Here is a 20,459-nt window from a genome sequence, read left to right on the forward strand (position 1 = left end):
GGCGCAACCTGTCTGAGTATCTCCAATCCGGGGCGCGAGGTCGGGGCGGTGGACCATCGGCGGAGGCTGCGGGGCTAGCCTGCGCGGATGGCGGAGTGGGCAACGGTCTGAGGCGGACGCGTCGATGAGCACCACCAACAGCGCTACCACCGGATATGAGGCCGAGCTTTGGGAGATGGCCGACGCGCTGCGCGGCAACATGGACGCCGCCGAGTACAAGCACGTCGTGCTCGGCCTCATCTTCTTGAAGTACGTCTCGGACGCCTTCGAGGAGACCCGCGCCCAACTCACCGCCGAGATCGACGAGGGCGCCGACCCCGAACAGCCCGACGAGTACCGCGCCAGGAACGTCCTCTGGGTGCCGCGCGAGGCGCGCTGGGAACGGCTGCAGGCGCAAGCCCGCCAACCGACCATCGGCCAAGCCACCGACGACGCCATGGAGGCCGTCGAGGAGGCGAACCCCGCGCTCGACGACGTGCTGCCGAAGATCTACGGGCTGCCGGCTCTCGACAAGCAGCGGCTGGGCCGGCTGATCGACGTCATCGGCAACATCACCGTCGGCGACGCCGAGGCCCGCTCGCGGGACGTACTCGGGCGGGTCTACGAGTACTTCCTCTCCGGCTTCGCCGGCGCCGAGGGCAAGCGCGGCGGCGAGTTCTACACGCCGCGCTGCGTGGTGCGACTGCTGGTGGAGATGTTGGAGCCCTACGAGGGGCGCGTCTACGACCCGTGCTGCGGCTCTTCGGGGATGTTCGTGCAGTCCCTCGAGTTCATTCGTGCCCACACCTCGGGCAACGGCAACGGCGGGCGGGCCGCCGCCCCGATCTCGATCTGGGGCCAGGAGTCCAACTACACCACTTGGCGGCTGGCGAGGATGAACCTGGCGATCCGGGGCATCGAGGGCCAGATCGCCCACGGCGACAGCTTCCACAACGACCGGCATCCCGACCTACGGGCCGACTACATCCTCGCCAACCCGCCGTTCAACGTCTCGGACTGGGGCGGCGAGCGACTCGCCGACGACCAGCGCTGGCAGTACGGCGCCCCGCCGCCGGGCAACGCCAACTTCGCCTGGGTGCAGCACATCGTCCACCACCTCGCCCCGACGGGAATAGCCGGGTTCGTGCTGGCCAACGGCTCCATGTCCTCCACCCGCTCGAGCGAGGGCGAGATCCGCGAGCGCCTCGTGGAGGCGGAACTGGTCGATTGCATGGTCGCCCTGCCGGGGCAGCTCTTCTACTCCACGCAGATCCCGGCCTGCCTGTGGTTCCTCGCCCGCGACCGCCGCGACGGCGCCTTCCGCGACCGCCGAGGCGAAGTGCTGTTCATCGACGCCCGCCAGCTAGGACGCATGGTCGACCGCACACACCGCGAACTGACCGACGAGGACATCGCCCGCATCGCCGACACCTACCACGCCTGGCGTAGCGAGGATGGGTCCGACGCCTACAGCGACGTTCCGGGCTTCTGCAAGTCGGCGGACCTCGAGGAGGTACGCCACCACGGCCACGTGCTCACCCCCGGCCGCTACGTCGGCGCCGAACCCACTCCCGACGACAGCGAACCCTTCGAGGAGAAAATGGCCCGCCTCAGCGCCCAATGGCGCGAACAACAGGCCGAGGCCGCCCGCCTCGACACAGCCATCGAGGAGAACCTACGGACGCTCGGCTTCGGCCCGGCACACTCCAAGGAAGCCTAAGGGAGAGCGCGATGCCTATTGATCTGACTCCGCTACGTAACTCTCTCAACTCTCTCACCGAGTCACTGCACCTCTGCGACTCCCGGCTTGCAGAGGGGAACTTAGCCGTCGGTGAGCACAGCTCGCTGCGCGCCGGGGCGATCAAACATTTCGAGATCGCCTACGAATTGTCGTGGAAAATGATGCAACGGTGGCTCAACACTAACGTAGGCCCCGATGCCGCAGATCCTCTCACGAGGCACGGTCTCTTTCGCTTGTCGTGCGAGAAAAGACTCATTTCTGATGTAGGTGCCTGGATCGGACACAACAAAGCGCGCAATCAGACGGCTCACATCTACGACGAGAAGATCGCTATTGCTGTCTATGAGGGGATCAGCGCATTTATTGAAGACGCTCGAGAACTGCTGGGTTCGCTGGAAGTCCGCAATGATTGACCTAGCGACCCTACGATCGGTGCTGACCAATCTGGAGGAACAGCACAATCACCTGCGTCAGCTGGAATCGGATACTCCGCGATTGACCCGCGAGGGGATCAGGGAATCTGTGATACAGCGATTCGAGATTTGCTACGATATGGCTTGGAAGGTGCTTCGCCGACACTTGCATGTGGAATTGCGAATCCCCGATATTCCCAACAGTCCCAGACCCGTCTTTCGCATCGCAGCCGAGAACCACCTAGTGGGTGGCGGGGGCCAGCGCTGGCAGGACTATTCTAGTACGCGCATCCAAACAACACACATGTACAGTGAGGAGATTGTGGACTCGGCGATTGCACTCATACCGACATTCCTCCGTGACACCGCCGATCTGATCCAGCGCATGGAGCAGGGTACTCGGCATGACTAGCCCGATAGATCTGAACCCCCGAAGCCTCCAGACAGTAGAACGAATTCTCGCAGACTACGTACCGCACTGCGAGGTACGGGCCTACGGCTCGCGGGCTCGATGGGAGGCAAAGGACTACTCCGACTTGGACTTGGCCATCGTCGGAGCTGACAAGTGTGACGGTCGGATACTCGGTGATCTGCGTGAGGCATTCGAGGAATCCGACCTGCCGATACGTGTCGAAGTGGTCGACTGGCACGCCATAGACGACGCTTTCCGCAGCAGGATCGAGCCGGACTGCGTCGTGATCCGGCAGGCGGGCAAGCGGATCGAGATCATGCTGGGAGACGTGTGTGTAAAGATCGGCAGCGGAGCAACACCCCGCGGCGGCAAGCAAGCCTACGTCCGGAACGGACCCTGCTCGCTGATCCGAAGCCAAAATGTTCATAACACAGGGTTCTCCCACGACGGCTTGGCATCCATAACCCAAGAGCAGGCGGAATCCCTCCAGAACGTCGAAGTCCTACGCGATGATGTGCTGCTGAATATAACCGGGGACTCCGTTGCGCGAGTGTGTCAAGTAGATCCGCTGGTCCTGCCGGCTCGCGTTAACCAGCATGTCGCAATCGTCCGGCCGGATGCCAGCAAATTGGAGCCGGAATACCTTCGGTACTACTTGGCTTCGCCGGAAAGTCAGTCGACACTCTTGAGATGGGCAAGCTCGGGCGGCACGCGGAATGCGCTGACCAAGCACATGATCGAATCGTTTGTCGTGCAGGCACCGGCAGACCTGAGTGAACAACGGACCATCGCCCGATCCCTCGGTGCGCTGGATGACAAGATCGAACTCAACCGGCGCATGAGCGAGACGCTCGATGAGATGGGGCGGGCACTGTTCAAGTCGTGGTTTGTGGACTTCGACCCGGTCCACGCCAAGGCCGAAGGCCGCCCCACCGGCCTGCCGACCGAAATCGACGAGCTGTTCCCCGACTCCTTCGAGCCATCCGAACTGGGCCCCATCCCCGCCGGCTGGCAGGTCAAGGCACTGGGCGACGTGATCAACGTAAATCCCCGCAGGAGTATCCGTCGCGGAGACGTGGCGACTCATGTCGAAATGGCAGCAATGCCGACGACTGGACCACAGGTCACAGCGTTGGGCCGTCGATCCTACACGTCGGGTAGCCGCTTCACGCGCAGCGACACACTCTTGGCACGAATCACTCCTTCCCTGGAAAACGGCAAGGCGGCGCTCGTTGACTTCCTTGATGACGGCGAGATCGGGTGGGGGTCAACAGAGTTGATCGTGTTGCGCCCGAAGCCCCCGTGGCCGCCCGAGATCGCATACGCCATAGCGCGCGAGCCCAACTTCCGCGAACATGCGATCGTCAACACGACAGGCACGAGCGGACGACAACGCGTACCAGCTGAAGCGATCGCGGCCTACATCCTGGCATCTCCTCCGCCAGGAGTAGCCTTGGCTTTCGGCAGCCTCATCCACCCGTGGTTCGAACGCGTGACCTGTCTCGGCCGTCAGTCGTGCGCCCTCGAGACCCTTCGGGACACGCTGCTGCCGAGACTGCTCTCCGGCGAGATGCGGATGCCGACCGCCGAGGTGGCGTGAACACCCATGACGAGCTTGCTTGACGAGGAGCGGAAGCTCGGTCGGTTTCCTGGAGTCGTCTATCGAGACGGTCCTGCCGGACGACGCGCGGCTCTTGCGGACGGGCCCGACGTCTGGGAGATCATTCGAGAACTCCGCACCCTGCCCTTCGCAAGGATGGCGGGCGCGCAGTTCCTAGCCGACGAGGTCGCCCTACCGTTGGCCTCGATCGTGCTGGCCGCGGACTTCTACGAGGCGCACCCCGACGAGATCGACCACCTCATCGAGGCCAACGAACGCGCCGCCGAGGACATCCGAGCCCAGCTCGACCGCCCGGAGCGCCAGCCGTCCCGATGATGTAGACCTCGAGGTGGGGCTCGCCACCTCAATGCCAGCGATGTAGTCCAGATTCCAAGCTATACTGGACCAGGTAGCTGATCGGAGGGAACATGGCAATCGAGCATCCCGCACCGCGCCCTGCTTGGACCGTGGCCGAGGCGAAGGCCCGGCTGTCGGAGATCCTGCGGCTGGCCGAGGAAGAGGGACCGCAGCGCATCGGGCGACGCAAGCCGTTCGTGGTCGTTCCCGAGCGCCTATGGCGTGATGAGCGGAAGGAGCCGAGCGTTCACATGGGGCGGTGGCTCGTCGAGAATATGACCAGAGGAACGAACCTCGAACCTCCCGACCGCAGCCTGGACAAGCCTCGCCCGCCCTTCTGGCACGACTGGACCGACGAGGACTGGGGCGTACCTGACGAATGACTGGATTTGTGCTGGACACCAACGTCGTATCCGAGTTGACCAAGGACCGTCCCGAGCCGCGGGTTCTCGCCTTCCTCAACCGGACCGCCGACACTTGGCTCTCGTCGGTTGTCGTCCACGAAATCCGGTTCGGCATGCATACCATGCCGGCGGGTAGGCGTCGAGATCAGGTTCGCGCCGATCTGTCGGCATTGCTCGCGAGCCACTCCGACCGCATCCTGCCCCTGGATCGCGCCGGGGCGGAATGGGCGGCACATGCCCGGGCGAAGATGATACGCGCCGGGCACGACCCGGGTCTCGCCGACTTGCTCATCGCCGGGACAGCGGCGGCTCACAACCTGGCCGTGGCCACCCGGAACGTGCGGGATTTCGAGGGTCTGGGAATCGAGGTCGTCAACCCTTGGACGATTGATCTCCAAGACCGGCCATGACCGCGTTCGGGGAGGCCGACGTCGAGCGGGCGGCGCTGGACTGGTTGGCGGGTCTCGGCTGGGCGGTGGCGTACGGGCCGGACCTCTCCCCCGGCGGCGGCCGGCAAGAGCGAGCCGACTACAGCGCCGTGGTGCTGGAGCGGCGGTTGCGGGGCGCTCTGGCGCGCCTCAACCCGGCGCTGCCTGCGGACGCCCTCGATGACGCATGCCGCAGGGTGGCCCGGCCGGAGGGTTCGACCCTCGAGACACGCAACCGGGCCTTCCATCGGCTGTTGATCGAGGGCGTCGCAGTGGAGCGCCGCACCGCCGGCGGAGCGGCCCGCGGCGCGCAGGCGCACGTCATCGACTTCGGGAATCCGGCGGCCAATGACTGGCTGGCGGTCAACCAGTTCACGGTCACCGAACGCAAATGCACGCGGCGCCCCGACATCGTGCTGTTCGTGAACGGGCTGCCGCTGGGCGTCGTCGAACTCAAGAACCCGGCCGATACCGATGCCGACGTGTGGGCCGCGTGGCGACAGCTGCAGACCTACAAGGCCGAGCTGCCGACGCTGTTCTCGATGAACGAGCTGCTCATCGTCTCCGATGGGCTCGCCGCGCGGCTCGGGACGCTCACGGCGGGTCGGGAGTGGTTCAAACCGTGGCGCACGATCTCCGGCGAGGAACTGGCCGCCCCCGATCTCTCGGGCCTGCAGGTGCTGTTGGAGGGCGTCTGCGCGCCCGAACGGCTGCTCCCCCTGATCCGTGACTTCATCGTCTTCGATGACGACGGGAGCGGCGTGCTGGTCAAGAAGATAGCCGGCTACCACCAGTTCGGTGCCGTGCGCACCGCGGTCGCCGAGACCCTGCGCGCCGCACGGCTGCGAGGCGCGGAGGCCAGCGTTGGAGCCGACCGGCAGCGCGCCGAGGACACCCACCGCGCAGCGCCGCCGACCAGCGCAAGCGGCTCCGGTGCCGCGGCCGGCTTGCGGAGCACCTCAGACGCCGTGCTCGGCGCCGATGCCGCAACTCCAGGTGGCGGAACCGCCGCGTCCGCCGCGTCCGGCGAGTCTCAGAACCGTCGGGGCGGGAAGTCCGGCGACCGTCGCATCGGTGTGGTGTGGCACACCCAAGGGGCGGGCAAGAGCCTGACGATGGCCTTCTACGCCGGGGCGATCATCCGTGAGCGGGCAATGGAGAACCCGACGATCGTGGTGCTGACCGACCGCAACGACCTCGACGACCAGCTCTTCGGCACGTTCTCGCGCTGCGCGGATCTGCTGCGCCAGGCGCCGGTGCAGGCCGAGAGCCGCGCCGACCTGCGGCGGAAGCTGTCGGTGCCGTCCGGCGGGGTGGTGTTCACGACGATCCAGAAGTTCTTCCCCACCGAGCGCGGCGACGCGCACCCGGCGCTGTCGGACCGCCGCAACATCGTCGTCATCGCGGATGAGGCGCACCGCAGCCAGTACGACTTCATCGACGGCTTCGCCCGGCACATGCGCGACGCCCTGCCGAACGCCTCTTTCGTCGGCTTCACCGGGACGCCCGTGGAGCTGCGCGACGCCAACACCCGCGCCGTGTTCGGCGACTACATCAGCATCTACGACATCCAGCGGTCGGTGGAGGACGAGGCCACCGTGCCGATCTACTACGAGAGCCGGCTCGCCCAGCTGTCGCTCGACGAGCGGCTGAGGCTCCGCATCGACGAGGACTTCGACGAGGCCACCGAGGGCGAGGAGATCCAGCGCAGGGAGCAGCTCAAGACCCGCTGGGCGCAACTCGAGGCGATCGTCGGCGCCGAAGGGCGGATCCGCCAGGTCGCCGGCGACATCGTGGAGCACTACTCGCGGCGGCTCGAGGCGCTCGAGGGGAAGGCGATGGTGGTGTGCATGAGCCGCCGCATCTGCGTCGACCTCTACGGGGAGTTGGTGCGGCTCCGCCCGGAGTGGGAGCACGCCGACGACGAGGCGGGCGAGATCAAGGTGGTGATGACCGGCTCGGCGTCCGATCCGCCGGACTGGCAGCCGCACATCCGCAACAAGGCCCGTCGTGAGGCGCTCGCCCGGCGCTTCCGCGACGCCGACGATCCGCTGCGCATCGTGGTCGTGCGCGACATGTGGCTCACCGGCTTCGACGCCCCGAGCCTGCACACCATGTACGTGGACAAGCCGATGCGCGGCCACGGCCTGATGCAGGCCATCGCCCGAGTCAACCGGGTGTTCAAGGACAAGCCCGGCGGCCTGGTCGTCGACTACCTGGGGCTCGCGCACGAGTTGAAACGCGCCCTCGCCGCCTACACGCGAGACGGCGGAACAGGGCGGACGGCAATCGACCAGTCCGAGGCCGTGGCGATCATGCAGGAGCGCTACGAGATCTGCTGCGGGCTGCTCGGTGGCTTCGACTGGTCGCGCTGGACGACCGGCAGCCCCGGCGAACGGCTCGGGCTCCTGCCGGCGGCTCAGGAGCACCTGCTCGCGCAGGAGGAGGGCAAGGAGCGCTTCCTCGCTCATGTGCGCGCCCTGGAGCAGGCGTTCGCCCTGGCTGTGCCCCACGAACGCGCCCTGGCGATCCGCGACGACGTGGCGTTCTTCCAGGCCGTCCGCTCCGCGCTCGTCAAACGCACCGTCGGCGAGGCGCGGACAGACGAGGAACTGGATCATGCGATCCGCCAGATCATCGCCGGCGCGGTGGCACCCGAGGGCGTCGTGGACATCTTCGCCGCCGCCGGACTCGACAAGCCCGACATCTCGATCCTCTCCGACGAGTTCCTCGCCGAGGTGCGGGGCATGCCCCACCGGAACCTGGCCGTGGAACTGCTGCAGAAGCTGCTCAAGGGCGAGCTGTCCGCCCGGCGGCGCACCAACGTCGTGCAGGCACGGTCGTTCTCGGAGATGCTGGAGCGGAGCCTGCGCCGCTACCAGAACAGGGCCATCGAGGCCGCGCAGGTGATCGAGGAACTGATCGAACTGGCACGGGAGATGCGCGAGGCCGCCGCCCGCGGCGAGACACTGGGGCTCAACGACGACGAACTGGCCTTCTACGACGCCCTGGGCGCCAACGACAGCGCAGTCAGCGTGCTCGGCGACGGGACGCTCCGAGACATCGCCCGAGAACTGGTCGAGACCGTCCGCGCCAACGTCACCATCGACTGGACACTGCGCGAGAGCGTGCGGGCGCAGCTACGCGTCCTAGTCCGCCGCACCCTCAACCGCCACGGCTACCCACCCGACAAACAGGAACAAGCCACGCTAACCGTCATCGAACAGGCAGAAGTCCTCTCAGAACGCTGGGCCGCCTGAGAGATCGAGAAGCGGTCGACCCCGCCCGCAAATTCTTCGGGCCCGTCTCACTCGATGATTCGCCGCAACCTGTCACGGATGCCGTCTTCCTTCGAGCAACACCACTGAAGGCTCCATGCCGACGATTACTGGCGCTTCGGAAATTAGCGGGGAGTGACGCTGGCGAGGAGCGCCCAGTTGGGCTTTCCGGCGTAGAGCAGGGCGCGGATGCGGCAGTGGGCGAAGCGGCGGAACCCGAAGGCGGCGCGTTTGACGCGTTTGATGAGGTCGGGGCCAACGACAGCGGCGCCATCCCTCCAGCCTGTCGGAACCACCGCGCCCCCACCGCCGGCGACACCCCCGCCACACCGGCAGCGTCCTCGCTTGAGACCCCCTCCGCGGTCGCCTCCCAGAACCGAACCCGATCCGCACGCCACCCCGCCGACGGTCGTCCCGGCGAGGCCATCTCGCCCCGCATCGCACGAATCGCCTGCTGACGCTTCCCAACCCCCATCGCCGACCACCTCCATCACGAAGGTGTTGCAACGACCACTTGAATCCACCCAATATCTGTCGATCCGCTACACCGAACGCCTCGCCGCAAACGACATCGTCGCCTCAGTCGGCTCACGGGGCGACAGCTACGACAACGCCCTGGCCGAGTCGATCATCGGCCTCTACAAGACCGAACTGGTCCGCAACCGCGGCCCCTGGCGGAGCCTCGAGGACCTCGAACTGGCGACCCTGGAATGGGTCGACTGGTTCAACCACCGGCGGCTCCTGCACGGAAACGGGCGCGTCCCGCCCGCCGAAGCCGAAGACGCCTACTACCGTCAACACCACCCAGGCCACCAAACCCAGGGACCCCCACAGCCTGCGTGAATCCCGGGGAGGTTCACCCTCGCCCTCGCCGCTTGACAAGGGAGCGTCTGACAATCCCGCCGCTGACCTCGTCGGTGGGTTGATCCTCGGCCATGGCGAGCTGAGCGCGGGGAGCCGCCGAGCCGAAGTCGGGTCTACGACCCCTCGATAACCGCTGAGCGAGCGATTCTGACCAGGTGATTCGCCAGACCAAGCAACTCCAGAGCGGTTACAGGGTCGTCGAGGTACGCATGCTCGTGAGCCCGGGGATTGCGTATGCCTGTCATGACGGCGCCGAACATCTCCATGTAGCCCCGCTGCTGGTTCTTCTCGGACTGCGTCCGCAACTCGTTCAGCTTCAGCACCGGGTTGTTCAACGAGAAGGCGTTCTGCATCAAGTCGACGCCATCCAGATGATGTAGACCAGTCAGATCCTTCACGACGTTGTTGAGGCACTTGTACGCCTCCTCGACTGCAAGCGCGTAGTAGCCGTCAAGGAACAGCTTCCGGCTCGTTCGCCGCAACTCGTCGTCATCAACCACCTGGTCGAAGGTCGGCGACTCGAACTCACCGGGCGGCAACGACGGGAGCGGGCCAGCAAGTCCCACCGATCCCGCATCCTCGGAGATCGCCTTCGCCAGTGCAAGACCTCGCACCGGACCATCGCCCCGTCGTCGGCTACTCGCCGCCATACAGGTGCTGGGCCATGCTCTTGAAGATCTGGTCGATCTGTCCGGCGGAGGCATCTGAGGAGATATGGATCTGGACGTTGATGTTGAGCTCCGGATCGGGGCGCCGGTTCTTCACCGCCTCCCCGCCCTCATCCACGAAACCAGGGCTAACTCTCGGCGTCTTTGCGGTCGCCTTCGTCGCGGCGGTCCTCTTCTGCGTCGGTGCCGCCTTCGTCACCGCCGCGTCGGTGGGGAGGCTTCAGGCGGCGTTGGCGCGTGAGGGTCGACCGCCGACGTTGGCGAAGGCGCCGTGTTCACGGCTGGGGTCGTGCTTGATGCGGCGGGTTCGCAGCACCTCGCCGCCGGAGGCGTGCGGACTCGAATCGAACGCGAATCAGCAGGTCAGAGCATATGTCCAGGAACGTCTCGGGGGCTCTCCCACGATCATTCCCACGCGCTGTACGGGAGGGCTGTACGGGAGGGCTTACCCAGCCCGTCGTGGTCCGGCTGACGATGCACGGAACTTCGGGGTATGGGCCCGTTCGATTCGGCGCCGGATCGCATCAACCCATGCCGGAGATTGCGCTCTAACGGGGGCCTCACGATTTTGTCGGGTCGGTCTGGCCCGGTCCGTGATACTGCGTCCCGTCGCGTTCATTGGACAACGCATTCGACATCGAGCCGCGACGTGCTGGGCGAAGCGCAGTGACCCTCCCCGGGCATTGGGCAGGCCCGGCGGCCTGTGACCGTCCACTCTCTGGTCGTTACGCTGCGCCGCACCATATTGCCTGGTGTGCCCGTCAACACGTTCGAACGCACGCTGAGGAGGACGCGTGGCAATCAACCCCGATAGTGCGCTTGAGGTGCTTACCGAGTTCCGCGACCTGCTTCGACTGAACGAGCAACTCCACGGTCAGTACGGCTCCGCAGCGGCAGAAGGTCACGAATCCAATCAACGACTCCGCGAACTGGAGCCGCTCGTCGAGAAGATCGCCGCCGCGATCGAGGTTGATCGCAACAGGCATCGCCCGCACGGCCACATGCTGATGACCGCCGGCATGTGGTGGTGGTCCAACCGCGTCGGATGGGTCGATCGCCTCATCGGCATCCTGCGGAACCGCACGCGAGAAGACGACGTCTTCACGCCAGCGGGTCCGAAGCTCGATGCCGCCAATCTCCATCGATGGGTTTGGCACGCCGCCACGGACCTCTGGGACAGTGGCCACTACCGGGAAGCCGTACAGAGGGCCGCGACAGCCGTGGAGGAGCAAACACGCCTAAAGCTTGAGAGCACGGAGCCAAGCGCAGCCGATCTCTACATGAACGCATTCAAGTCCAAGACCGACCCCGGGGACCGACGCTTGCGGTTCGTGGATCTCCAAGCCGCAACTGTCGATGGTCAGAAAACCCCCGACTGGCGATCCGCCCACGATGGAGCAGCACACTTCGGGCGCGGATGCGCACAAGCCATTCGAAATCTCGCCACGCACAGGACTGATGACCTCACCGAACAAGTCGCGCTCGAATACCTCGCCGCTCTCAGCGTCCTTGCCCGATGGGTCGACACGGCAACTCTCGAGGTCGGCTAGCTGCGTGCGAATGCGAGCAGTTCGTCGATCTCTCCCGCGTCTGCTCGCTGGAGGGCTTGGTGGTAGGCGGCCCTCAAGTCCTCGGTGTTGACGTCGAGACTGATTCCCCAACCGAAGCGGGGATGGCCGAGGGCCGTCACGAGGTAGTCCGCTGCGATCCGGCTGTGCCGGCCGTTGCCGTTGGGGAAGGGGTGGATGGCAACTAGGCGGTGGTGGAAGCGCACGGCTAGCTCGTCGGGCTCGTACGCCTCGTGGTCGACCCAGGCGATGGCGTCGTCGACGAGCGTCCTCACAGATACGGAGATCTGCGACGGATCGATGCCGATGTTGGTCGCGCGGAGGCGGTAGCGGCCGGCCCAATCCCAGACCTCGCTGAACATGTCCCGATGGAGATTCCGCAGGTAGCCGTCGTCGAGAAGCGAGCGGACTGACGGGGGCCGGCGGAGTAGCGCCAGGGCGATGTTGCGCTGCTCCGCGGCGAACAGGTCACCGCGAGTGATGATGTGGCTGGGGATCAGCCCGACACGATCATCCTCGGTGAGTTCCGTGTGGCCGTCACCGACGGGAAGGAGCGGATCGCTCACGTGGTCTGACCCTCGATCCACAGACCGCGGTGGTCGGCGAACCAGGAGGCGAGTTCCTCCACTTGGGCTGCAAGCTCGTCCTCGGAAACCTCCTGGGCCTCCAGGCGTCCGTGATGAACGACGTGAGCCAGATGCCGCACGGCCTTGCGTCGCGCCTGGGTACGGACGATCTCCTCCAGTGTCGTGCGCGGTACGAGGGCGTAGACGAGTTCGCAGTCCATTGCCTCCGCGGCCCGCGACAGGGTCTCGAGCCTCGCTGTGGCCAGCCGCTCGCTGCGTTCGATCTCCGACACCACCTGCTGGCTGACCCCCATGCGCGCGGCCAGTTCGGTGCCGGACATTCCGAGGGCGTCGCGGATTGCCCGGATCCACCCCTTGTTCGGGCGGCCTAGGTCGCCGAGACTGCGGACCGACTCGTAACGATCGTCGAGTTGCCGTCGAGCTTGAAGTTGGGTGCGCTCCATGAAACAAAGTCTACAGGTTCTAGACTGTATTTACCAGAAGTTCTACAGTGTATAGCCTGTAGCTCCTGCTCTGGATTCCGGCCTTCGCCGGAATGACGAACGGGAGAGGTGGGACGACGAACGGGCGTGAGCGCTCGATTTGGGGGGGCCGGTTAGAGGCCGAGGAGGGGTTCGAGGCCGATGGTTAGGCCGGGGCGGTTGGCTACTGCTCGGACTGCCAGCAGGGTTCCTGGCATGAATGAGGACCGGTCGTAGGAGTCGGCGCGGAGTGTGAGGGTTTGGCCCTGGGCGCCGAGGATGACCTCCTGGTGTGCCACCAGGCCGGCTAGGCGCACCGAGTGGACTCTGATGCCGGCGGGGCCTAGTCCGCCTCGGGCGCCGGGGAGTAGCTCGGTGCGGGTTGGGTCGGGGTTCCATTCGCCCGAGGCGGCGGCCATGCGTTCGGCGGTCATCATGGCGGTGCCGGAGGGGGCGTCCACCTTGGCGTCGTGGTGCAGCTCGATCACCTCGGCGCTGTCGAACAGCGGCGCCGCCAGCTCGGCGAAGCGCATCATCAGCACCGCGGAGAGGGCGAAGTTGGGGGCGATGATGCAGTTGCTGCGCTCGAACAAGCCGGCGATGTGCTCCAGGTCCTCGGGGGTGAATCCGGTCGTGCCGACGACGGCGTGGATGCCGCCGGCGGCCAGGCCGGCCAGGTTCCGACGGGCCGAGTCCAGCACCGTGAAGTCCACGGCGACCTCCACGGCCGTCGCGACGAAGGCGTCCGGATCGGCAGCCACGGTCACCCCGCCCGCATCGCCGGCCGCCTCCTCGCCGATCAGTTCGGCGACGGTCGCTCCGGCCGCGGCGGGATCCACCGCAGCCACCAATTGCAGGTCCTCCGCGGCCACGACCGCCGCGCACACGGTCCGCCCCATGCGGCCGGCGGCGCCGAGCACACCGACTCGGATCATGCCCCCACCGTATTCCGGCCGGAGGAGGGCCAGCGGCCCGCACTGCCGGGCGCGGCCTGCGCTCTCGAACGCGGCCCGCCGGCGTGCACAGCCGACCCGATCGGGTCAGTTACGCCGGCGGCGCGGCCGACCCGGCGCATCGGCGGGACCCAGATCGCCGAAATCCTGGGCGACCATCCGGTCGAACTCCTCGGCGAAGGAGACCTCCTCGATCCCGGTGGAGGTCTCGGCGGCCAGCTGCTCGGACCGCGGCCCCTGGCGCTCACGCCCGCCGCCACGGCCCCGATCACGGCCACCGTCGCGACCCCTGTCACGCCCGCCGTCGCCGCCCCTGTCACGCCCGCCGTCGCGGCCCCTGTCACGCCCGCCGTCGCGGCCCCTGTCGCGGCCACCGTCGCGGCCACCGTCACGGGAGGGCCGCTCGCGCTCGGGGCGCCCGCCGGCTCCGTCGCTGCCGTCGTCCTCGCCACCCACGGGGATCAGGCTGATGCGGTTGTTGCCGTCCACCTGGTCGACCCGCACGGTGATCTCGTCGTCGAGCGAGAGCACCTCCTCGACGCGGTCCAGGCGGCGCCCGCCGCCCAGCTTGGAGATGTGCACGAGCCCGTCGCGCCCCGGCAGGATGTTGACGAACGCACCGAAACCGGTGATGTTCACGACCTTGCCGGTGTAGACCGCCCCGATCTCGACCTCGGGCGGGAACACGATCGCCCGGATCCGCTCCTCGGCGGCGGCGACCGCAGCGCGGTCCGCGGCGGCAATCGCGACCCTGGCACCGGTGGCGTCCTCGTCGACCATGATCTCGGCGCCGGTCTCCTCCTGCAGAGCGTTGATGACCTTGCCCTTGGGGCCGATGACCTCGCCGATCTTGTCGGTCGGGATCTCGAAGGAGAGGATCTTGGGGGCCGTCTCGCCGACGTCCGGCCGCGGGGCGTCGATGGCGCCGCGCATCACCTCCAGAACCTCGAGCCGTGCCTCGCGGGCCTGTTCCAAGGCCGCGGCCAGCACCGAGGCGGGGATCCCGTCGATCTTGGTGTCGAGTTGCAGCGCCGTGACGTACTCCTCGGTGCCCGCCACCTTGAAGTCCATGTCGCCGAAGGCGTCCTCGGCGCCGAGGATGTCGGTGAGAGCCACGTAGCGGTCGCCCTCGTTGATGAGGCCCATGGCGATCCCGGCGACCGGCGCCTTGATGGGAACGCCGGCATCCATGAGCGACAGGCTCGAGCCGCACACCGAGGCCATGGAGCTGGAGCCGTTGGAGGACAGCACCTCCGAGACCAGCCGGATGGTGTACGGGAACTCATCGAGGCCCGGAACGACCGGCAGCAGCGCCTTCTCGGCGAGCGCTCCGTGGCCGACCTCCCGCCGGCGCGGCCCGCGCATGAAACCCGCCTCGCCGGTGCTGAAGGGCGGGAAGTTGTAGTGGTGCAGGTAGCGCTTGCGCTCGGTGGGGTCGATGCCGTCCACGATCTGGTCCATGCGCTGGGTGCCGAGCGTGGTGACGTTGAGGACCTGCGTCTCGCCGCGCTGGAACAGCCCCGAGCCGTGGGTCATGGCGATCACACCCACCTCGGCCGACAGCGGCCGCAGGTCGCTGGTGCCCCGGCCGTCGATGCGGCGGCCGTCGGAGAGGATGCGCTCCCGGACGATGGTCTTGGAGAGCGAGCGAACGGCCGAGCGGGCCTGCTGCTCCACGCCGTCGACATCCTCGAAGCGTTCGGCCACCGCTGCGATGATCGACTCGGCGGCGCTGCGCTCGGCGGCGAGGCGTGCGGCCTTGTCGGCCACCTGCAGCGCCTCGGCGAGCTGGTCGCGGCCGATCTCGGCCACCGCCTCGGCGACCTCGGGGCTGTAGTCGACCATGAGTTCGTGGTCCATGGTGGGCTTGACGCCCGCCATGGCGATGAGGCGCCGCTGCAGGGCGACCGCCTCGGACACCCAGCGCTTGGAGGCCTCGAGCCCCTCGGCCAGGACCGTCTCGTCGACCTTGGGGGCGCCGGCCTCGTAGTGGCCCACCGAGCCCGGCGTGCCGGCGGCCTCGACCATCATCACCGCCACGTCACCGTCGGCGAGGACCCGCCCGGCGACCACCATCTCGAAGGTGCAGCCGTCGGCCTCGGGATAGGTGGGGTGCGGGATCCACTGGCCGTCGGTGCTGTAGCCGATGCGCACGGCACCGACGGGACCCCCGAAGGGGATGCCCGACATTCCCAGGGCGGCGGACGCCGCGTTGAGAGCCAGAACGTCGTAGGGGTTCTGCTGGTCGGCGCCCAGCACGATGCCGACGACGTGCACGTCGTTGCGGAAGCCGTCGGGGAAGGCGGGACGCAGGGGACGGTCGATGAGACGGCACGCCAGGGTCGCCTGCTCGCTGGCCCGGCCCTCCCGGCGGAAGAACGACCCCGGGATCTTGCCCGCGGAGAACATGCGCTCCTCGATGTCGACGGTCAGCGGGAAGAAGTTGGCGCCCTCCCGAGCGCTCTCGGAGGCCGTGGCGGTGACGAGCACCTCGGTCCGTCCGAGCCGGGCCAACACGGCGCCTCCCGCAAGTGCGGCCAGCCGGCCGGTCTCCAGGGTCATCTCCTTGCCGTCGGCCCCGCCGATCGCCCCGGAGACGCTGATTGCCTCGTTCATGGAATTCCTTTCGAATCGATCACCGCAGCCCCAAACGGGGCGAGGCTCCTCGAGCCACCACATAACGGCCGAGAGGCCGGAGGTTCGCGGATTGTGCCTGCGTGAAGTATCTGTGGTTGTCAGCGACGCAGGCCGAGCTTGGTGATCAGCGCGCGGTAGCGCTCGATGTCCTCGTTGCGGAGGTAGTCAAGCAATCGCCGGCGGCGACCGACCAGCATCAGAAGACCACGACGGCTGTGGTGGTCCTTCTTGTGCACCTTCAGGTGCTCGGTCAGGTGACTGATGCGATCCGTGAGCAGCGCCACCTGAACTTCGGTGGAGCCCACGTCGGTGTCGTGCCGACGGTGTTTCGCGATCGTGTCGGCCTTCGGAGGCAGGTGTTCGGCCATCATTCCCGACGGCCCGCGCTTGTGCGGGCCGATTCCAACTCTTGCGTGTGATTCCGCGTCATCGTCTCTGCGTTGCCGGGATCAGGCTACCGGTCCGGGGGTCCCGCTCCACCACCGGCCGGGCCGGGCCGCGGCGGCCGATTCTCCGCAGCCACCACCACAACCGGCTGGAGCGCGTCGCCGCGCCGTTCGCACATCGCCAGCAGCGATCCCGACTCGTCGAGCACAGCCCACGGCCCGTCGCCCTGCAGCCCGGTGGCCGGGAGACGCCGGCCCTGGGCGACGGCCCGGGCTCCTGCCTCGGGCACCGTGAGGAGGTCGTAGTCCCGTACACCGGTCGCCGGTGCCAGGAGTTCCAGGCGCTCCAGCGGCCGGGCCTCGGACTCCGTGAACGACCCGACCGCTGTCCGGCGCAGCGTTGCCAGGTGCGCTCCTCCCCCCAGCGCGGCACCCCAGTCGGCGGCGAGGGTCCGGACGTAAGTGCCCGACGAACAGGTCAGGGTCACGCTCGCCCGGGGCCGGTCCCCGGCGCGGAAGCCGGTCACCTCCAAGCTCTCGACGCGGACCGTGCGAGGCTCCCGGGGCACGGTCAGCCCTTCCCGCGCCAGTTCGTGCAGGCGCCGCCCGCCCACCTTCACCGCGGAGACCATCGGCGGGATCTGCTGGATCTCGCCCACGAAGGCGGCCGCCGCCGCCCGGGCGCGGGCCTCGGTCAGGTCCGACATGTCCCAGGTGCCGACGACGCTGCCGGCGGCGTCGCAGGTGTCGGTGGCAGCGCCGAAGACGACCGTGGCCCGGTACGTCTTGCCGAGCGCGGTGACATAGCGGAGCAGGCGCGTGGCCCGTCCCACGCCGAGGATCAGCACGCCCGTGGCGTCGGGGTCCAGCGTGCCGGCATGACCCACCTTTCGGATGCCGAGCAGGCGCCGCGCCCGCGCCACCACGTCGTGGGAAGTGCATCCCGGCTCCTTGTCGATCACCGCGAAGCCGTCGCGGTGCGGGCCCGGGTGGCTCACCGCCCCGCAGCGTCGCCGCCGACAACCTCCGGCGGGGGTTCGGGCGCCTCGCCGGCCTCCTCCCGCAGGCTGCGCAGGATCTCCTCCACCCTGGCTCCGGCGCGCATGCCCTCGTCGGGGTGGAACCGCAGGGCGGGCACCCGGCGCACGTGCGCTTGCCGGCCCACCGCCGACTGGAGCCGGCGCCGGTGGCGTGCCAATGTCTCCGCCGCGGCGGCCTCCACGTCGGCGTCCAGATCCACGGTGGAGAAATAGACGTCGGCGAACGCCAGGTCGCGATCCACCTCCACCCCGGTGATGGTCACGAACGTGAGCCGGTCGTCGTCGATGCGGGCGAGCTCGTCGGCCAGGATCTCTCGCAGCAACTCGCCCAGCCGGTCCCCCCGGGCGAAGCCGCGCCGCCGGGTGGGCATGTCAGTCGGCCTCCAGCCAGTAGCGGCGCGCCTCGATCACCTCGATGTCGGCCTGTGCCCACACGTAGCGCTCCACGTCGTCCAGCAGGTGTCCGAGGACCGCGGTCGAGCCGCTGACCGCGGCCACGCCGAGCCCGGCCCGCTGCCAGAGATCCTGATGGTCCACCTCGGCGACCGACACCCCGAAGCGGCGCTGCAGCCTCTCCAGGATGGGGCGCAGCACCGATCGCTTCTCCTTCAACGACCGGCAGCCGGGCAGGCGCACGTCCAGGATCATCGCCGCCACGGTCGCCTCGGTCACGCCGACCTCCCGCCGACTCAGGTGGGGAGGACCTCGCGCTCCTCGTACGTCTCGATGACGTCGCCCGACTTGAGGTCCTGGAAGTTCGACAGGCCGACGCCGCATTCGAACCCCGAGCGCACTTCGGCGACGTCGTCCTTGAAGCGCCGGAGCGAGCGGATGTCGCCCTTCCAGATGACGGTGCCGTCGCGCAGGAAGCGCACCTTCGCCCCCCGGGCGATGGCGCCGTGCTGCACGTAACAGCCTGCCACCGCACCCAGGCCGCGGATCCGGAACACCTCGCGCACCTCTGCCTCGCCGGTGACGTGCTCCTCGTAGCTGGGGGCCAGCATGCCCAGCAGCGCGGCCTGGACATCGTCGATGATCTGGTAGATCACCTCGTAGGTGCGGATCTCCACCTGCTCGGTGTCCGCCAGCGACCGGGCCTTGCGATCCGGGCGGACGTTGAAGCCGATGATCGTGGCACCGGAGGTGGCGGCCAGCTGGATGTCGTTCTCGGAGATGGCGCCGACGGCCCGGTGCACGAAGACCATCTTCACGTCTTCGCGTTCGATCTTGCGCAGGGCGTCGATCACCGCTTCGAGCGAGCCGTTCATGTCGGCCTTCACGATGAGCTTCAGGGTGGCCGTCTCGCCCGCCTGGATCTCCTGGAAGATGTCCTCGAGACGGCCCCCGCCGGCCACGACGGACAGGTCGCGGCCCAGGCTGGCGATCCGCTGCCAGTGCTCGCGCGTGCTCGCCACCCGCGCCGCCACCTTCTCGTTCGGCGCCACCACGAAGGTCGCTCCGGCCACAGCGACCGTCGACAGGCCCAGCACGCGGATCGGCGTGCCGGGCGTGGCCTCGCTCACCTGCTCGCCGCGGTCGTTGATGAGGGCCCGCACGCGGCCCCAGGCCGCGCCCGCCACGACCGGCTCCCCGACGCGCAGGCAACCGTCCTGAACCAGCAGGGTGGCCACCGGTCCACGGCCCACATCCAGGTGGGACTCCAGAACCACGCCCTCGGCGCGCCCGCTCGAGTGGGCCTGCAGTTCCTCCAACTCGGCGACCACCAGGATGTGCTCCAGCAGTTCGTCGATGCCGAGGTTCTCCAGGGCCGAGACCTCCACGGTGACGGTATTGCCGCCCCACTGCTCGGGAACCAGGTCGTGTTCGGCGAGTTGCTGCATCACGCGGCTGGGGTTGGCGTTGGGCCGGTCGATCTTGTTCACCGCCACCACGATCGGCACCTCGGCGGCCTGGGCGTGGCTGATGGCCTCGACCGTCTGGGGCATCACGCCGTCATCGGCCGCCACGACCAGGACCACGATGTCGGTCGCCTCGGCGCCCCGCGCCCGCATGGCCGTGAAGGCCTCGTGGCCCGGTGTGTCGATGAAAGTGATCCGGTGACCGTTCTTGCGCACCTGGTAGGCGCCGATGTGCTGGGTGATCCCGCCCGCCTCACCGGCCACGACGTCGGCGTTGCGGATCTGGTCCAGCAGCTTGGTCTTGCCATGGTCGACGTGGCCCATCACGGTCACGACGGGGGGACGCTCGCTGACCTCGGCCTCGTCGTCGCGCTCGACGGCCAGCAGCGCCTGCAGTTCGGTTTCCTTCTCCTCGCCGGGATCCACCAGCCGGATCTCCACACCCAGGTCGGCTGCGAAGAGTTCGATCATCTCGTCGGCCAGGGACTGCGTGGCGGTCACCATCTCGCCGTTCTGCAAGAGGAAACGCACGACGTCGGCAGCGGTGCGGTTGAGCTTCGGTCCGAGTTCCTGGGGGGTGGAGAGCCGTTCCACGACCACTTCGCCCTCCGGGACCGGCGCGTTCTCGGGCGTGTAGGTGGGCGCGTCGACCGGCCGCAGCTCCTCGACGAGACGGCGGCGGCGGCGGGTCTTCCGGCGCCGCTGAGGCTGGCGCCCCAGGCCTCCCCGTCCCGGCCCTCGGCTCCCCGGAGGCCCGCCGGGCGCGCCAGTCGGGGCCCGCGGCGCTCCCGCGCCGGGGGGCCGGCCACCGGGGACGCCCGCCG

General features: G+C 67.9%; 21 protein-coding genes and 2 pseudogenes. 10 read left to right on the top strand and 13 right to left on the bottom strand.

Annotated elements, in window-relative coordinates; translation table 11 throughout:
* Nucleotides 1-124 precede the first annotated feature (124 nt).
* The 8 genes from OXG55_08605 to OXG55_08640 all read left to right on the top strand — a co-directional run bounded on the left by OXG55_08605 (nt 125) and on the right by OXG55_08640 (nt 8,594).
* A complete protein-coding gene (locus OXG55_08605; GenBank protein ID MCY4103304.1) occupies nt 125-1,699 on the top strand; it encodes a class I SAM-dependent DNA methyltransferase in 1,575 nt (524 codons plus the stop codon).
* An 11-nt stretch (nt 1,700-1,710) separates the two neighbouring features.
* A complete protein-coding gene (locus OXG55_08610; GenBank protein MCY4103305.1) occupies nt 1,711-2,133 on the top strand; it encodes an HI0074 family nucleotidyltransferase substrate-binding subunit in 423 nt (140 codons plus the stop codon).
* Entirely contained in the window at nt 2,126-2,545 is a 420-nt protein-coding gene (locus OXG55_08615; GenBank protein MCY4103306.1) for a nucleotidyltransferase substrate binding protein, read from the top strand. Before OXG55_08610 ends, OXG55_08615 begins: the two co-directional genes overlap by 8 nt.
* Before the next feature lie 124 nt (nt 2,546-2,669).
* Nucleotides 2,670-4,145 carry a restriction endonuclease subunit S gene (locus OXG55_08620; GenBank protein ID MCY4103307.1) on the top strand — a complete coding sequence of 492 codons (1,476 nt, stop codon included), beginning with the start codon at nt 2,670-2,672 and terminating at the stop codon, nt 4,143-4,145.
* A 6-nt stretch (nt 4,146-4,151) separates the two neighbouring features.
* Nucleotides 4,152-4,481 carry a hypothetical protein gene (locus OXG55_08625; GenBank protein ID MCY4103308.1) on the top strand — a complete coding sequence of 110 codons (330 nt, stop codon included), beginning with the start codon at nt 4,152-4,154 and terminating at the stop codon, nt 4,479-4,481.
* Nucleotides 4,482-4,573: 92 nt separating this feature from the next.
* Nucleotides 4,574-4,885, top strand: a complete 312-nt coding sequence (locus OXG55_08630) for a hypothetical protein (protein MCY4103309.1) — start codon at nt 4,574-4,576, stop codon at nt 4,883-4,885.
* Nucleotides 4,882-5,316: a type II toxin-antitoxin system VapC family toxin gene (locus OXG55_08635; protein ID MCY4103310.1), complete on the top strand. Its 435-nt coding sequence runs from the start codon at nt 4,882-4,884 to the stop codon at nt 5,314-5,316. The genes OXG55_08630 and OXG55_08635 overlap by 4 nt, the downstream gene beginning before the upstream one ends.
* Entirely contained in the window at nt 5,313-8,594 is a 3,282-nt protein-coding gene (locus OXG55_08640; protein ID MCY4103311.1) for a type I restriction endonuclease subunit R, read from the top strand. Before OXG55_08635 ends, OXG55_08640 begins: the two co-directional genes overlap by 4 nt.
* 143 nt (nt 8,595-8,737) lie before the next feature.
* On the opposite strand, the gene OXG55_08645 is transcribed toward OXG55_08640, so the two are convergent.
* Together OXG55_08645 and OXG55_08650 are read right to left on the bottom strand one after the other, a co-directional pair.
* The gene (locus OXG55_08645) at nt 8,738-8,908 is read right to left on the bottom strand and encodes a hypothetical protein (protein MCY4103312.1); all 171 of its coding nucleotides are present in this window, start codon (nt 8,906-8,908) and stop codon (nt 8,738-8,740) included.
* Nucleotides 8,878-9,087 (bottom strand): annotated as a pseudogene (locus OXG55_08650) (IS30 family transposase). The gene OXG55_08645 and the pseudogene OXG55_08650 overlap by 31 nt, the downstream one beginning before the upstream one ends.
* A 47-nt stretch (nt 9,088-9,134) precedes the next feature.
* On the opposite strand from OXG55_08650, the pseudogene OXG55_08655 reads away from it, so the two are divergent.
* Nucleotides 9,135-9,455, top strand: a pseudogene (locus tag OXG55_08655) (integrase core domain-containing protein).
* Between the two features lie 134 nt (nt 9,456-9,589).
* Here OXG55_08655 and OXG55_08660 read toward each other — a convergent pair.
* Nucleotides 9,590-10,042, bottom strand: a complete 453-nt coding sequence (locus OXG55_08660; protein MCY4103313.1) for a TIGR02391 family protein — start codon at nt 10,040-10,042, stop codon at nt 9,590-9,592.
* 70 nt (nt 10,043-10,112) lie between these two features.
* A complete protein-coding gene (locus OXG55_08665) occupies nt 10,113-10,262 on the bottom strand; it encodes a hypothetical protein (protein ID MCY4103314.1) in 150 nt (49 codons plus the stop codon).
* 676 nt (nt 10,263-10,938) lie between these two features.
* On the opposite strand from OXG55_08665, the gene OXG55_08670 reads away from it, so the two are divergent.
* Complete coding sequence (locus OXG55_08670; GenBank protein MCY4103315.1) at nt 10,939-11,694, top strand: hypothetical protein; 756 nt, start codon at nt 10,939-10,941, stop codon at nt 11,692-11,694.
* Here OXG55_08670 and OXG55_08675 read toward each other — a convergent pair.
* The 9 genes from OXG55_08675 to infB all read right to left on the bottom strand — a co-directional run.
* Complete coding sequence (locus OXG55_08675) at nt 11,691-12,278, bottom strand: mobile mystery protein B (protein ID MCY4103316.1); 588 nt, start codon at nt 12,276-12,278, stop codon at nt 11,691-11,693. The genes OXG55_08670 and OXG55_08675 overlap by 4 nt on opposite strands.
* Nucleotides 12,275-12,742, bottom strand: a complete 468-nt coding sequence (locus OXG55_08680; protein MCY4103317.1) for a mobile mystery protein A — start codon at nt 12,740-12,742, stop codon at nt 12,275-12,277. Before OXG55_08680 ends, OXG55_08675 begins: the two co-directional genes overlap by 4 nt.
* Before the next feature lie 152 nt (nt 12,743-12,894).
* Nucleotides 12,895-13,695 (bottom strand): 4-hydroxy-tetrahydrodipicolinate reductase, encoded by an 801-nt coding sequence (gene dapB / locus OXG55_08685; protein ID MCY4103318.1) that lies wholly within the window; start codon nt 13,693-13,695, stop codon nt 12,895-12,897.
* 105 nt (nt 13,696-13,800) lie between these two features.
* Nucleotides 13,801-16,329 carry a polyribonucleotide nucleotidyltransferase gene (locus OXG55_08690; GenBank protein MCY4103319.1) on the bottom strand — a complete coding sequence of 843 codons (2,529 nt, stop codon included), beginning with the start codon at nt 16,327-16,329 and terminating at the stop codon, nt 13,801-13,803.
* A gap of 119 nt (nt 16,330-16,448) precedes the next feature.
* Nucleotides 16,449-16,718 (bottom strand): 30S ribosomal protein S15, encoded by a 270-nt coding sequence (rpsO, locus tag OXG55_08695; GenBank protein MCY4103320.1) that lies wholly within the window; start codon nt 16,716-16,718, stop codon nt 16,449-16,451.
* A gap of 86 nt (nt 16,719-16,804) precedes the next feature.
* Nucleotides 16,805-17,734: a tRNA pseudouridine(55) synthase TruB gene (truB, locus tag OXG55_08700; protein ID MCY4103321.1), complete on the bottom strand. Its 930-nt coding sequence runs from the start codon at nt 17,732-17,734 to the stop codon at nt 16,805-16,807.
* Entirely contained in the window at nt 17,731-18,147 is a 417-nt protein-coding gene (gene rbfA, locus OXG55_08705; protein ID MCY4103322.1) for a 30S ribosome-binding factor RbfA, read from the bottom strand. Before rbfA ends, truB begins: the two co-directional genes overlap by 4 nt.
* 1 nt (nt 18,148) lies before the next feature.
* Complete coding sequence (locus OXG55_08710; protein ID MCY4103323.1) at nt 18,149-18,424, bottom strand: DUF503 domain-containing protein; 276 nt, start codon at nt 18,422-18,424, stop codon at nt 18,149-18,151.
* A 41-nt stretch (nt 18,425-18,465) separates the two neighbouring features.
* A partial coding sequence (infB, locus tag OXG55_08715; protein MCY4103324.1) for a translation initiation factor IF-2 occupies nt 18,466-20,459 on the bottom strand: 1,994 nt, incomplete at its 5' end.

It is taken from the genome of bacterium, from assembly GCA_026708055.1.
Taxonomy (GTDB): Bacteria; Actinomycetota; Acidimicrobiia; order Acidimicrobiales; family CATQHL01; genus VXNF01.